This is a genomic window from Furfurilactobacillus curtus, from assembly GCF_045862785.1.
GTDB classification, from domain to species: domain Bacteria; phylum Bacillota; class Bacilli; order Lactobacillales; family Lactobacillaceae; genus Furfurilactobacillus; species Furfurilactobacillus curtus.
On sequence record NZ_BQXO01000003.1, the window covers coordinates 171,581 to 185,929 of the forward strand.

Sequence of the window (14,349 nt, forward strand, 5' to 3'; positions counted from 1 at the left end):
AGCTGTTTTCAATCAAACAATTAATAATTTCAACACTTAAATTCGCTTGAAGGGGTTTTTATGACACAAAAAGAACGGCAACAACACTTGGCTGAATTAACCAGCCGCATAATGATCAGCTTCGTCCTCGCATTGGGATTACTTGTAATGCGACAATTCACCAATTCTTTAATTATCATCATCGCCTTTTGGGGGTGCACTCTTTATGCCATCATCCTATTCGTCCTTTGGGGATGGCTGAAATGGCAACAATTAATATCACAAAAATAATCAAGTACATTGTTGATCTGGCCGATAACAGATCAATATGTTACCACACCTATTTCATTGCCACGATTAGTGAATAACCACCTTCATTCCCGTTGGCGCTGATTCATTCAGCCATTTTGCGTCTGCAACGGTCAGCCTCACACAACCATGAGAGGCCGGTCGTCCTAGTCGCTTTGCTTCTGATACATTGTACCTTCCATCAGCTTTGGTCGGTACTGTATGAAAGAGATATACCCCATGATCAAGGAACGAGGTCCAATAATTTGCTCCTTCTTGTAGCCGTTCATTGTAAAAACTTGCACCTCGTTCAGCCTGAATTGCAAATGTCCCTCGCGGTGTAGTAGCTTTTTCCCCGCTTGAAATAATCATCGTATATAACGTATGATGACCGTTTTTCACGAATAACCGTTGGCGCTTTAACGAAACATCAAACCAGGCGTGTGGATAGCGCTGCAAATCTGGATATGGTTTTACTTGTGAAGGTGCCTGCCAATCAAACTTGGCTCGTCCCTTAGCCATTGCTGATTGCAAGTTTACTCCTAATACGATCAACATGATGAGCCAAAGCAAACCACTATATTTTAATTTATGTCGCACCTCTTATCCCCCTCTATCCTATCTATCCAGACTATCGAAAGCCTGTCAACAATGCAACCAGACTGTAATTCCTCTGCCAGTAAATCTTTCATAAGCATTTTTTATGATTTTTATTTATTAAAATGTTATAAACAGAGCATAGAAGTATCGCCATTTTGCTAATGATAATGAATAGGAGGTTACGATAATGCCCTTCAAGCCAAAGCACATCTTAGTGCCGACTGACGAATCCAGTAATGCAGAGGCTGCCTTAAATACTGCTGTGACAATTGCACAACAAACTGATGCTGACATCAGCTTACTCGAGGTTGTTGCACCGATGTATTCAGCACCTGAATATCCGCTAGAGGATGTCTCTGCTCAATTACAGCAACGCGCCGATGGTTATTTAAAGCGCTTGACTAAATCTGTCGCTGACCAGACTGGTTTTACTAACATCAAGACCACTGTCATTCACGATGCGCCTAAACCAACCATTGCAAAATATTTTCCCGAACAGCATGACATTGATCTCATCGTAATCGGTGCAACTGGTACGAATGCTTTCGAACGTGCCATCCTAGGTTCTACCACGGGCTATGTTGTTCGCGAAGCTGTTGTCGATGTTCTAGTGGTTAAAGATGAGGCTAATTAAAACGTTACTTAAAAAAGTCCCCGAACGGGACTTTTTTAATGACCAAAACCCATACACAAGCGACATCCAGTTATCCGATTAAACCAAATCTAGACTTTTTCTAGGAATTCCCGTTGACATCGTTGGTCAGTACCGTATAATAAGTAGAGTAAATTTGCCCCATGGTCAAATTGGTTAAGACGTCGCCCTCTCAAGGCGGAGTTCCGGGTTCGATCCCCGGTGGGGTGATTTAAAGTCACCCGGGCGCTTGCTTGGCAGATTTACGACTTTAAAATTTCATTGGGTATTAGCCAAATTGGTAAGGCAGCGGACTCTGAATCCGTAATGTACTGGTTCGAGTCCAGTATACCCAACTTTGAAGGTTTATAGTGTTTCATCTGATTGTCTCAAGGCTGTTATATCAGCATTTGAGGCATTTTTTTATTTCTTTTAGTTTGATTCAGTTAAAACCAAATGGCACCACAATAGCACCACGAAACAACTAAAAACATCATTTTTTGTAGACCAAAGTCGTATTTGAATACTTTTGGATGATTTTAATCATCAATAAACGCCTTTATGCCAGTGTATACAGCTTTTCACTGGCACCACAGACCAATTTTTGAGTGACTTTTGAAATTGGTCTACCTCATATAATGGCACCACATAATAAAAATACACCGGCGGGCGGCTGGGGTTAAGGTTTTAGTACGCAGGCTGTCCGTATGGGCGGCTTTTTTTATTTTTGGTTCCCATTTCTACGGAACCGCAAACGGGCTTTTTATAGGGTCTGAAAAGACCAAAGAAAAAAGGATGCACCACTCGGTACATCCCCAGCAATATCGTTTGTCTTTAATGGCAAACCTGATATAATAATGTCATTGGAAAGACAGGGAAACCCCTTAACTTCTTCCCTGTCCGCCGGTCAAGTATTGATTGGTCAGCTAGTCGCTATTTGCGATTAGCTTTTTTTATTCTCTCGTATGCTTGAGCAAGCAACTTCACTGCTCTTGCGGAGATATAGAACGATACAGCAAGCGGCACTATTCCCCAACCATCCTTGAATAGGATTCCATGCTCTCACCCCTTGCGGTCATGGATTGGTGAGAATGAGAGCACTTAATACTTTTCCAGCTAGGCCGCCAGCAAGTAGCGAACTGGCTGGCGACTGTATTACTAGCATACCGAACCAATAACCTAATGAAAACAGCAAATCATTGTACAAACCGCTACATTTTTAGACATCTAAAAACGTTAGCAAAGGTTAGCATTTTGAATTGATCAAAGCTTGATGCAACCTTACCAATTCATAACATCTAAAAACCCGTAAACATCGACGTGCTGCTAGTCACATCCTTAATTAAGTCCAACAATTTCCAATCAGGAAAAATGATACTTCTTTTATCTTCGACATAAGAATCAGTATAATAATCAACATAACATTCGATTGTAACTAATCAGAAAGGAGTTTGAACATGGTAAATTCTCAGAAAAAAATGCCCTACCTCAATGAATTTGACGCGACCATGCAACTCATTCAAGGCAAATGGAAAATTATGATTTTATTCGAACTGGCTGACCGTAAGCATTGCCGATTTGCAAAACTACAACGCCATATCGACAATGTGTCCCACAAAACATTGACCGTTCAACTTAAAGAGTTAGCAGAAGACGGCCTGATCAGTCGTCACGACTTTCAAACCGCCCAACCTCACGTAGAGTATCAGCTCACCAGCACCGGACAAACTTTAATTCCAGTCCTCAATGCCATTTGTGATTGGGGCGATCAACACGTCGCACCTAGTCTGCGCCAACGCTCACTATGTGACGAATCAGTCTAAATTAAAAGCGCCATCAACATGGCGTCTACACCATTAATAAGGCGACAGTCAACGTGAACGTGGCCGTCGTAATTCATTGCGGTGATGATTATAAATTTGACGAGCGTTATCCGGTCGCCCATCTGGTGCTTCCATAAACGTGGCCGAAATTTTTTGTTCATCGATAATCTTGGTCACTCGATTCATATCACCGGTGAACCACTCAATATTATCAGCGTCATAAGGATCAGTACCCAAGCCATATTCATACATGCGATGTGGATTAACTACAACCAAAAGCTGCCTAGTACCAGCGACAGTAATTCGTTTAATGTGCCGTAGTAAGCGTTGCGGTGTCATTTGATCACCCTCTTCGATTTAAGCGTACCACACTCCGAATTTAAATGCCGCTTGCGTTATCCCACAGTCCATGTTAAGCCCACCACGGGAGGAACAACCGATGACTTTTTATAGTTATCAATTTATTGTATCTAATCAAAATCAAGGTCAGTATTTAAGGATCGCGGTCATTTGTGTGCTAGTGGTCGTGACGCTGTTATTAATGACCCAATACTTGCGCCATCGTTGGGATGTTAAGTTTAAAGATTTAGCTGTGATTGCAGGGACATTCTTAATGTTAACGCTTGCTTATCAATATAATGACTTCACCAATCTTCAGGCTTCCTCAAAACAAAATGGACAAATCATTGCGACCGTTAAACAAATCGCGCATCAACTCGATGTGAAACCGCAAACGCTAGCTGTAAATAACCCATCGCAAGCGAACACTGGTTTACTCGTTAAATCGGCAAATCACTACTATAATGTTGTTTATAATGCAGATGGTTCACAATTTGTTTTGCAAAGGGTGAACCTAGTTAAAACACGAATTACTGTGAAGGGAGCGTAACTGACGCATGGCAAGTTATCCCGACATCGTTTTAAAACTAATCATCGGTTTTTTATTTATCACTTTACTAATTAATTTTACTGGTAAAGGTAACTTAGCCCCAACCTCAGCGATGGACCAACTGCAAAATTACGTCCTTGGTGGCATCATTGGTGGCGTTATTTACAGTTCAACGATCACGTTAGCCCAATTTATTGTCGTATTGCTGATTTGGGCCTTACTCATCTTGATCACCCGGTATTTAAAAACTCATGTTCATAGCATTGGTAAGTTTATCGACGGTCAACCCATCACGATCGTTCGGAATGGCCATTTACTCGTTGAAAATTGTCTACGAGCTAACTTGTCGGCTAAAGACGTCGACTTCAAGCTCCGAACGGTTGGTGCTTATGACTTAAACCAAGTCAAACGTGCTATTCTCGAACAGAATGGCAGCATCACCGTACTTACGCTCGGTGACGAAGATGTTCGGTACCCGGTCATTGTTGATGGACAAGTCGATCCGGATGTTTTAGAACTAATGGGTAAAGATAACGCTTGGTTACAAAACGAATTAAATCAACAAGCTGTTAGCAATGTTCGGCAAGTCTATATGGCCAAGTATCAACATGGGCAACTAAGTTTAATGCTTTATGATAATCAAGGCCGCTAAATTACCCTGTCGTTATTTCCATTCTTAAATTATCGTCGAAACGAGAGGCAACAAATGACCACTACATTTTTCTTTCTGATTATTCTAATTGGCGTTATCGCCGCGGTCATCGTTAACCGACACTTCCCGATTATTCCGTTACCATTGTGGTTCATTTTGATGGGTCTCATTGTGTCAATTTTACCGATGTACCACAACTACATTTTTGATCCAAATCTATTTCTCTTTTTTATCGTGACACCATTGTTATACAATGAATCCCAATCTGCATCACGTTATTGGATCGGTCGTGGTGCAATTAATATTGCTTCTTTGTCTGTGGCTTTAGTCCTAGTGACGGTTGTTTTGGTTGGTGCGGCACTTCATCTGCTTTTTCCATTTTTGCCATTCGCACTGGCACTAGCGTTATGTGCTGTGGTTACACCAACGGATGCCTCTGCCGTCAGTGCCTTCGCTCAACCTAACCCTGATTTCCAGATTCCTTTTACAATCTTGCAAAACGAATCTCTTTTTAACGATGCCTCTGGTTTCGTTGCCTTTGACCTTTCGCTACTGGCATTTACGACCGGCACATTTTCAGCAAACGCAGCCGTTGGCAAGTTTATCTTCGAGTTCATTGGTGGGTTGCTTGTCGGCGTCCTAATCGGTTTCTTGTTCCATTATCTTCGCCGTCTCTTAATTCTCGGCGATGATGACAGTCCTTTTGTCATGCTATCACTGGAGCTAATCGTGCCATTTCTGGTCTACTTTATCGCAGAACAATACGAATTATCCGGTATTCTCGCAGTAGTAGCCGCTGGTCTCGTTCAAGGTCGAGAAAATGACAGCTTACAACTGATCTCGAGCCGGATGCAGTTAGTCCGTTCAAATGTATGGGAAATTGTCGAGGAAGCATTAACTGGTTTAGTCTTTGTCCTTCTTGGCATCTCATTACCAACCATTGTCATTCAAATTGTAACCAAACACCCCGGACTATTAGGTCTACTCCTATTAATCAGCGTCGTTTTATATGGCTTGAAGTTCGGCCTACGCCTCCTTTGGTCGCGCTATCTCGTCTGGATGCACGTATCCAGTAATCATCGTTGGCAGGACAGTTGGTTAATGGCTGTTAGTGGCGCTAGTGGGACGATTTCCTTATCGCTGGCCTTCCTACTGCCAGCCTTAGGTAATAAACAACTACCGATTGATCGAAACGCTCTCATCTTTATCGTAGCCGTTGTTATCATGATTAGTTTGACCGTTGCTGCGATAATTGTCCCGAAAATGACAAAAGTGACAAAGTCATCCGTGGAAAAACCGATTTCACAATGGACCAGAGAAATGATTATGACCGCCATGAATACCGTCCGCGGCGATAAGGATCACCCCGCCGAAGCTCAAATTGTTGTAGACGCATTGAGCCAACAATTACATCAAAATAAAATTTCTCATCGTCGTGAGCGACGGCGTATTTTTGACTTAGCTGATGCCACAGAGCGAACAGCAATCGCCGGTATGCACGACCGTGGTGAAATCACCGATGATGAATTCAACTACTATACTGAATTTCTCGACTTATGCATCTCTACCGTTGACACCAATCCGTGGCACAACCTTATGTTAAGAATTCGGTTTAGTATTCATACTGGTCGTTTGTACCAAGATGTTCAATCGGGACAAGATATGTTTTTTACGACGCCATTAATTGCCGAACAATTCTATTGGCAACGTCAATTTCAAGCACACGGTGAAGACATTCGACCAATTGAAGAAGTCGGTTTCAATGCCGTGATTGACGCCTTAAAAGATTATCGTCACGCTCACGGTGGCAAAACAACCATTGAACTACATGCCGTTCAACGAACCTATCGCGAACGCCACCGACGCATGAATATGCCCGTTCCTGATCCTAAAGTTGTTTATCAACTCTTTTTAACCGCCTTCCATGCCGAATATGAATTCTTTCAAACAGCAATTAGTGCGGGAAAAATGAGCGTAGGTCTCGCCGAAGAACTGCAACAACACATCATTTTTGATGAAATGGCCTACCTACAAAATAACAATTCATTTATCAGTTGATTTCATTTTAAATTGTCCAGTTCCATCTTTGCTTTTCCATGTCACTTTTCTGGCCTCGACCAAAAACAGCGTTCCCAATTTTAGGGAACGCTGTTTTTTAAATTGGAGAGGCTCGGTATTACATGCTTCCTAGTTAGGTCAAACTCACTGGAATAAGCGAACAAAATAAGGAATCAACCAACTCAAATAGCCGCCAATTTCAAAAATCAACCATCAGTAGCGGCTTAGAAACGTCCGCTCATTCATAATAGATCACAAAGGGTGAAGGCCTGCTCCACAACTAACTGTTGTCGCAAACGTTCATCTTCATCGACTAATTCATCTAAAGAAATTTGTGCCAAGTCACGTAACTTTAGCAATTGAGAAAAATTTGGCAATTGGTCACCTTCCTCCCGGCAGCGAATATTTTCAGGACAAGCATCCAACTTCGCCGCTGGCGGTGCTCGATCCCATTATCCAGCCGTAAGTGTTTCACTACCTGACTAATTGTCATTTAAAACACTTGCTCTCTTGCCACTAATCACAGCCTAGGTATGAGACAGATAAGTATAAGTCCGGTCAGAGTTACATTGGAACGTAAATTCATGGTCACAAGCATCATTGGACCGCCAACGTGAAACGACATAATGAGACGACTGGGTGTGACGTAATTTATGACTCACAGTTTTGACCGTCTTTGTAATATCAGTATCTGCTTGAGTAGCAGCGCCTCGTAGAATTTGGTGTAGATCGTGAATAAAAGTTGCCGCATTTGTAATCATCAGACTAGCCTCGCTTTCAATTTGACTACTAACTTTGATAAGTTATTATTAATCGCTATCTTGATTAGATTAAATAATACTTGCTGTTAACACGCAAAAAAAATGCCTAGCTTATCGCTGACATTTTTCATCAATTTTACCTTAAATTTTAAAGTGCTGACGACTAATGCATGTATAAATACGTCACCTGTTGGTCGTGGCAAGCAAACATAAACTCATGATTTAGTCCATCTTTAGCTCGCCATTTTGAAATTTCATAACGCCCACTTTGACTCCCTTTTAATCTAACCGTCACAGCCTTCAATGTTGCTTGATCATTCTCAACGTGACCGCGCAAAGTTGTTTTTAAATCATGCAAAAATTGTTCGCTATTGTTCATTAGTAAATCCTTTCTGTTAGCGACACTTCGTTCACATCTCTCTGTTACTTTACCACTTTGGCATCCATTACCTCAACTTAGCGTCAGAAACAGGCGACGTCTGGTTAGCGTATCTTAGACTAGATAGACGATCACAGCATTATTCACTGTCAACCAACGTGAACTTTGCACCTAAACAAAAAGCCATTCAAAAATTGAATGACTTTTACGAAAAAACGATAATAATTCGCCGTAAAGTAGCATTGATGGTAGCCCTCAAAGCAAAAAGTAATCATCAACACATACAAATTCTAAAGAATCTAACAGCCCTAGTCCTTAGTCCTGTACACGTTTCTGGATTTCTTTAGTCTGTTCTTCAAACCCAGGTTTGCCAAGTAAGGCAAACATGTTGACCTTATACGCTTCTACCCCTGGTTGGTTGAATGGGTTGATCCCATTCAAGTAGCCAGAAATACCCACGGCAATTTCAAAGAAGTAGATCAAGTAACCTAACGAGTATTCAGTCTGATTGGGGATGTGAACAGCCATAACCGGCACATCACCATCGGTATGCGCCAAGGTAACTGCACGGAAAGCTTGGGTGTTGACGTAATCCATCGTCTGCCCTTCAAGGTAGCCAAGTTGATCGAGATCATCAGCTTCCTTTGGAATATCAATGTCGTACTTTGGTTTGTCCACTTTAACGACAGTTTCCATTAGGTTGCGACGGCCTTCTTGAATGTATTGACCAAGAGAATGTAGATCTGTGGAGAAGTTTGCACTAGAAGGATAAATTCCCTTTTGATCCTTCCCTTCAGACTCGCCCATCAATTGTTTCCACCATTCAGAAAATGAAGCCATGGTTGGTTCATAGTTTTCTAATAATTCAGTTGTTTTACCCTTGCGGTATAAAATGTTCCGCAATGCGGCGTACTGATAGGCATCGTTCTTCGTCAAGTCAGTATCAGTATATTCGGCAGCAGCATCAGCAGCACCCTTCATCAATTGATCAATGTCAGCGCCAGATGCGGCAATTGGTAATAAGCCAACCGCGCTTAAGACGGAGAAGCGCCCGCCAATACCATCAGGGACAACGAACTCTTCATAACCAGCAGCATCTGCTTCTGTCTTCAGCGCTCCTTTAGCACGATCAGTCGTTGCATAAATACGTTTCTTAGCACCATCTTCGCCATATTTCGCAACTAAACGTTCTTTGAAAATTCGAAAGGCGATTGAAGGTTCCGTCGTTGTTCCAGACTTAGAAATAACGTTAACGGAAAAGTCGCGATCTCCGATGACATGAATCAAGTCGTGCACGTATGAAGAAGAAATCGAGTTTCCGGCAAATAACACCAGCGTTCCTTTGCGTTCACTAGCTGGTAGTGCTGTATAAAAGGCTTCATTCAAAAAGTCAATTGCAGCACGGGCACCAAGGTACGAACCACCAATTCCGATGACGACCAGCACTTCTGAATCACTTTGGATCTGTTTAGCAGCTGCCTTAATCCGGCTAAATTCTTCTTTATCATAAGCCGTTGGCAAATCTAACCAATCACGGAAATCTGCGCCAGCCCCTGTTCCATTCCGTAACTGTTCATCCGCCGCATTTACCATTGCTTGCATTTCACCCAGTTCATTCTCATGAACAAACTTCGTCAGATTAGAACTATCAAAGGAAATATATGCCATGCTTTGCCTACCTCTTTCTTAATTGTGTTTCCATTACTCAGTATACACTAAAACATTGATCCATGAGCAATGAAAGCCCACCCACACGATTGGTATGTACCAATACTCATTTACCGCTTCGGCCCCATTCAACTACTAAAAAAAGTGGTCTATTTTTCGTTTAGTTAGTGATTGGCCTTCGCCGCTGAGACCAAATTAAAAATCGCCTCCACCAAAGCAGGAGACGATTTTTAATAAACTCATCACGTTCATGTGTTTTTAAAGCTGAGTCGTTGACCAGCTACATAATTCCGATCATAATGCCTCCGCCAATTATTAATGCAGAACCAATAATGATGTTCACCATTTCCCAGTGTGTCTTGCGCTCACCAAGCAACCAAATTGAACCAAATGTGGAAATAATGATCCCCATTTGAGCCAATGAAAAGGCCACGGCCAAGCCCACTTTAACGGTAGCTAAGAACATGAATAGATTCCCAGTCCCCCAGAACAATCCTGTAATAATATTCTTCCATGTTGGCGCTTGCCACATCTGACGACGCGCTCCGATCATTAAAACAAAGACAACAGCTCCCAGCAGCATGCCAATGGATTGAGGAAAAACAACGGCGTGAGTGAAGTCGGTAGCATTGCCCACACCACCCCATTTTTCAAACGCTTTAATCACAATCGTGTAGGCCACATAACCAATGGTCGAAATTGTCATCGCACGTGCACCCGCTGCTGCACTACGCCCCTGACTCGTGTCACCAGGTTTGTGTGGATCACGCCGTGAGGTCAACGTTGCCCCAACAATCAGTGCAATGACGGCAATTGTCCCCATTGTGTATTGTTTGCCAGTGACCCACTCTTGAAAAAGTAAAACCCCAGCCAAGGCATTGCCCGCCAACTGTAGTCCCGTGGAAAGTGGAATCGCCTTGGACACGCCCATCGCTTTCATAGAAGTGAATTGTCCTGCTTGCCCCACGACCCATAACAATCCGGAGAGCAACCCAGCAATCCACACCTTTGCATCTAAGATTGGCTGAAAAATCAGCAGTGATAAAATACCAAATAATACGGCCCCCATGGTCATCCCTAAGGTCTGCTGTGCCGCCGACCCGCCCAGTTTACCAGAAACTAGTCCAATCGAGCCCCAAGCAATCACTGGAACTAACGCGATTAAAATGCCCATTTGAAACTCCTTTAATTAATTCAACATGTCATTATTATTCGACAATCGTCGCTGCAACATTGGCCACCCGGGCCGATTCACTCAAGTCAATGTCATCCGCGAATCGCAACGCCAAAGAAGAAGCACCGATTACACCGGCATCATTGCCTAATTGAGCTAATTTTAATTGTGTCGATTGACGTACCGTAGTGAACGCCTCTTGTTGAAACGTCTTATTTACTAAATCTAATAGGAATTGACCAGCAGCAGAAACACCACCACCGATAATCACAGCGCTGGGGTTAAGCACATTGGCCAAGTTTGCCACAGCCAAGCCAAGATATTGGCCCACCTTATTGGTGACTTCATTGGCCAGAAAGTCGCCTTGTTTAGCGAGATCAAAAACAATTTTAGAAGTAATTTCGTCCCCGTTATCCACCATTTTTTTGAGCGTTGAGTTGCCAGAATATTCTTCTGCAAAATCATGGGCCAAATGAACCACCCCAGTAGCGGAAGCATATGTCTCCAAGCAACCATGCTTCCCACAAGTACATAAGTACCCACCGGGTTGCACGGTTACATGACCAATTTCACCACCGGCGCCGTTAACCCCGTGCTGTAACCGTCCACCAGCAATGATACCGCCACCAACACCAGTTCCTAATGTGATGAAATCAACGTCTGGTTCGTTATCTCCAGCGCCTTTCCACCGTTCGCCGAGTGCGGCAACGTTGGCATCGTTGTCCAGTGCAAATGCCATATGAGTGCCGGATTCAATGTCTCTTTTCGCATACTGAAGCGTCTTCCAATTCAGGTTATAGGCAGCCGTTACAGTGCCCGCGTCCAAATCGACTGTCCCCGGCGTGCCCATGCCAATTCCGACAAAGTTATCCGGGTTCATTTGATATAGGTCTAAATGGTGATTGATCGATTGAATAATATCAGGAATGATATGACTTCCCTCGTCCAAAATATTAGTTGGTATACTCCATTTTTGTTGCACAATGCCGTCTAAGGTTAAAATTGCGAATTTGATCGTTGTCCCGCCCAAATCAACACCGATTAACTTTTTTGCTGCCATTTTAATTTTCCTCCTCTTAACAACCGTTTGTTTCACGATAGTTAACTCCCTTTGCCAGGTGAAGCCAAATGACCCAACCGTCATATATTGGCTCCAACGTAAAAAACTTTACGTTATATTCTCTAATAATGTAAGCGGTTTTACAACCCTTTTTTAGACTTTCATTGAACTTTCATCTATGTCAAGTTGCGAATCCATCAAGGATTCAACGCCCTGGTATAGTCCAATTATGTGTGAATTGCCTATGAAAATTTTTTTCATAAAAAAACGCCGCAAGCACACTTAAGCAGTGTACCTACGACGCCCAGCATTTAATTCAGGGAGGTCAAAACTCCGGCAAAGCCATCAACTCATCTTGATGGTGGTTTTCTTCATCCTTAGTCCACACAGCCACGTGGCCTTGCTCATTTGCTGACGCAATAATCCGCTCCTGACCGTGTTGATCAATGTAGTAGAAGTCATTTACCGTCATTTCCTCAAACAATGCGGGCAGTTGGTACTCCTTCTCATCAACCAGTTTAACGCGTACCACCTCACGAACACCCGAAATCCGACTCGGATTGCTTGTTAATCGAACAGCAGCAATTTCTTTTTTCATCCCCGCACCTCACCCAAAATTATTTTAAAAAAAGACGATGTAAAACTGTCTGGCAATCTTACATCATCGTGAGTCAATTTATTCCAATGGTTAAATTGCTAAATCTCTTTGAAATTTCAGTTTAACATAAACCAACATCGAATGCCCGCACCAAACGCGGAAATTCAAGCGATGTAGATTGATCTTAAATTTTATGGGTGTTGTAGTTTAGAGTGTTTAAAGCCGTAGCCTAAATAAATGAGCAATCCAATTGCAAACCAACCAACCATTAACAACTTGGCCGCCTGATTTAGGCCCATAAAAATAACTGCAGAAAAGCCCGCCGAAATTGCCGGTAAAATCGGATAACCGGGCATTTTAAACTGGGCAGTCATTAAATCTCTGCCTTCACGCGGCCGCAATGCATAGATGCCAAACGACACCATCATAAATGCGACCAACGTTCCAGCCGACACTAGATTCGCTAAAAATGTAAATGGGAAAATAGAACCTAACACAGCCGCTGCAATCGTTACCAACGTTAACGCCCGACCAGGTAACTGCTTATGATTAAGGTGGCCTAGGTACTTTGGTAACAGACCATCTCGGCCAAATGCATAGACCAAGCGTGAACTCGCCAGATGAATGCCGATTAATGACGCAAACATTCCCAAAATCGCTACCAATGATAAGAGCCCGGCTACAAGGTTATGCCCAGAACGCCGTAGCGCCCAAGCGGCGGGTTCTGCATTACCTGCATAGCTAGTATATCGGTACATTCCCACTAAAACTAAAGAAACGAACATAAAAAGCACTGTACCAATCACTAACGTGCCAATGATCCCCCGAGGCATTGTCGTTTGTGGGTTCTTTGTTTCTGCGGTGTTAGCTGCGATCGCATCGAATCCTACATATGCTAAAAAAATTTGCGCCGTGCCGGCTACAATGCCAGTTAAGCCACCAAAACTCGTTCCTGGACGATGCTTCGGAATAAACGGTACATAGTTGGTACTGTGGATCGCTGTTGCGCCCACAATAATAAAAATGACAACAACCACCAATTTAAAAATAACCAAACCATTTTCAAGTCGTGAGATTTGATCAATCCCATGTGATAAAAGCCAGCCGACAAACAAGATTGCCCCCAAAGCTAACACGTCGATCATGGTCCCATGATGTAAGTTAAAGCCCGCTGTCATCATTTCAGGTAAATGAACTCCCAGACTACCTAAAAAGCCTTGGACATAGGCCGACCATCCAGACGCGACAAACGCAATCGCGATGAAATATTCAGCTAGTAAAGCCCAACCAGTCAACCATCCCCAAATCTCGCCAAACAAAACGGTAATCCAACTGTAGGCGGAACCTGCAAATGGCAGTACGGAAGCGGTCTCAGCGTATGCTAATGCAGCCAATCCAGCCCCAACTGCGCCAAGCAAAAAAGAAAATACAACGGCCGGGCCGGCATGATCGGCGGCAACAATTCCCGGCAACGTAAAGATTGCCGTTCCCACCACCATGCCTAGACCTAGTCCCAATAGATCCTTAGTCGTCAGTGATGGCACCAAACGGGCATCTTGATCAAAATAAAATTTAGGATCTTGCTTTCGAAATAGCCGGTGAAAAGCAGATTTTTTTCGCACAACGCGCCTCCCTGTTAATAATGTGTTTAACTTTATCATGAAAAGATGTCTTGAAACAAACCCATGTAGGTTGAATGTGTATTAGTCCAATCGACTTCATCAAAAAAATCCTCTCAGACTTGGAGAGGACTTCATACAATCATTGATGATTTAAATAAGAGTGGTAA

Annotated in this window: 15 protein-coding genes and 2 tRNA genes; 8 read left to right on the plus strand and 9 right to left on the minus strand. The window is 43.0% G+C overall.

Annotation, left to right across the window (positions count from 1 at the left end):
* Positions 1-60 precede the first annotated feature (60 nt).
* The gene (locus ACKTR2_RS06625; protein ID WP_407883780.1) at positions 61-270 is read left to right on the plus strand and encodes a hypothetical protein; all 210 of its coding nucleotides are present in this window, start codon (positions 61-63) and stop codon (positions 268-270) included.
* Between the two features lie 66 nt (positions 271-336).
* Here the strand turns inward: ACKTR2_RS06625 and ACKTR2_RS06630 are convergent, their stop codons facing one another.
* Positions 337-867, minus strand: a complete 531-nt coding sequence (locus ACKTR2_RS06630; RefSeq protein WP_407883782.1) for a L,D-transpeptidase — start codon at positions 865-867, stop codon at positions 337-339.
* A gap of 187 nt (positions 868-1,054) precedes the next feature.
* On the opposite strand from ACKTR2_RS06630, the gene ACKTR2_RS06635 reads away from it, so the two are divergent.
* The 4 genes from ACKTR2_RS06635 (at position 1,055) to ACKTR2_RS06650 (ending at position 3,321) form a co-directional block, all read left to right on the plus strand.
* Positions 1,055-1,501: a universal stress protein gene (locus tag ACKTR2_RS06635; protein ID WP_407883784.1), complete on the plus strand. Its 447-nt coding sequence runs from the start codon at positions 1,055-1,057 to the stop codon at positions 1,499-1,501.
* A 155-nt stretch (positions 1,502-1,656) separates the two neighbouring features.
* Positions 1,657-1,729: transfer RNA gene (locus ACKTR2_RS06640), tRNA-Glu, on the plus strand.
* 52 nt (positions 1,730-1,781) lie between these two features.
* Positions 1,782-1,854, plus strand: a tRNA-Gln gene (locus ACKTR2_RS06645).
* A gap of 1,101 nt (positions 1,855-2,955) precedes the next feature.
* Positions 2,956-3,321: a winged helix-turn-helix transcriptional regulator gene (locus ACKTR2_RS06650; protein WP_407883786.1), complete on the plus strand. Its 366-nt coding sequence runs from the start codon at positions 2,956-2,958 to the stop codon at positions 3,319-3,321.
* A 48-nt stretch (positions 3,322-3,369) separates the two neighbouring features.
* Here the strand turns inward: ACKTR2_RS06650 and ACKTR2_RS06655 are convergent, their stop codons facing one another.
* A complete protein-coding gene (locus ACKTR2_RS06655) occupies positions 3,370-3,660 on the minus strand; it encodes a hypothetical protein (protein WP_407883787.1) in 291 nt (96 codons plus the stop codon).
* A 100-nt stretch (positions 3,661-3,760) separates the two neighbouring features.
* Between ACKTR2_RS06655 and ACKTR2_RS06660 the strand changes: the two genes are divergently transcribed.
* Genes ACKTR2_RS06660 through ACKTR2_RS06670 form a run of 3 tightly spaced genes read left to right on the plus strand, consistent with a single transcriptional unit; the run spans position 3,761 to position 6,920 of the window.
* A complete protein-coding gene (locus ACKTR2_RS06660) occupies positions 3,761-4,210 on the plus strand; it encodes a DUF3290 family protein (protein ID WP_407883789.1) in 450 nt (149 codons plus the stop codon).
* Between the two features lie 7 nt (positions 4,211-4,217).
* Complete coding sequence (locus tag ACKTR2_RS06665) at positions 4,218-4,862, plus strand: DUF421 domain-containing protein (RefSeq protein ID WP_407883791.1); 645 nt, start codon at positions 4,218-4,220, stop codon at positions 4,860-4,862.
* 54 nt (positions 4,863-4,916) lie between these two features.
* The gene (locus ACKTR2_RS06670) at positions 4,917-6,920 is read left to right on the plus strand and encodes a cation:proton antiporter (RefSeq protein WP_407883793.1); all 2,004 of its coding nucleotides are present in this window, start codon (positions 4,917-4,919) and stop codon (positions 6,918-6,920) included.
* A 242-nt stretch (positions 6,921-7,162) separates the two neighbouring features.
* Here the strand turns inward: ACKTR2_RS06670 and ACKTR2_RS06675 are convergent, their stop codons facing one another.
* The 7 genes from ACKTR2_RS06675 to ACKTR2_RS06705 form a co-directional block, all read right to left on the minus strand.
* Positions 7,163-7,297 (minus strand): hypothetical protein, encoded by a 135-nt coding sequence (locus ACKTR2_RS06675; RefSeq protein WP_407883795.1) that lies wholly within the window; start codon positions 7,295-7,297, stop codon positions 7,163-7,165.
* A gap of 547 nt (positions 7,298-7,844) precedes the next feature.
* Positions 7,845-8,060: a hypothetical protein gene (locus tag ACKTR2_RS06680; RefSeq protein ID WP_407883797.1), complete on the minus strand. Its 216-nt coding sequence runs from the start codon at positions 8,058-8,060 to the stop codon at positions 7,845-7,847.
* Positions 8,061-8,375: 315 nt separating this feature from the next.
* Entirely contained in the window at positions 8,376-9,728 is a 1,353-nt protein-coding gene (locus ACKTR2_RS06685; protein WP_407883799.1) for a glucose-6-phosphate isomerase, read from the minus strand.
* Between the two features lie 280 nt (positions 9,729-10,008).
* A complete protein-coding gene (locus ACKTR2_RS06690) occupies positions 10,009-10,902 on the minus strand; it encodes a GRP family sugar transporter (protein WP_407883801.1) in 894 nt (297 codons plus the stop codon).
* A 34-nt stretch (positions 10,903-10,936) separates the two neighbouring features.
* The gene (locus ACKTR2_RS06695; RefSeq protein ID WP_407883803.1) at positions 10,937-11,962 is read right to left on the minus strand and encodes an ROK family glucokinase; all 1,026 of its coding nucleotides are present in this window, start codon (positions 11,960-11,962) and stop codon (positions 10,937-10,939) included.
* Between the two features lie 325 nt (positions 11,963-12,287).
* A complete protein-coding gene (locus ACKTR2_RS06700) occupies positions 12,288-12,560 on the minus strand; it encodes a hypothetical protein (protein WP_407883805.1) in 273 nt (90 codons plus the stop codon).
* A gap of 191 nt (positions 12,561-12,751) precedes the next feature.
* The gene (locus ACKTR2_RS06705) at positions 12,752-14,182 is read right to left on the minus strand and encodes an APC family permease (RefSeq protein WP_407883807.1); all 1,431 of its coding nucleotides are present in this window, start codon (positions 14,180-14,182) and stop codon (positions 12,752-12,754) included.
* Positions 14,183-14,349 lie beyond the last annotated feature (167 nt).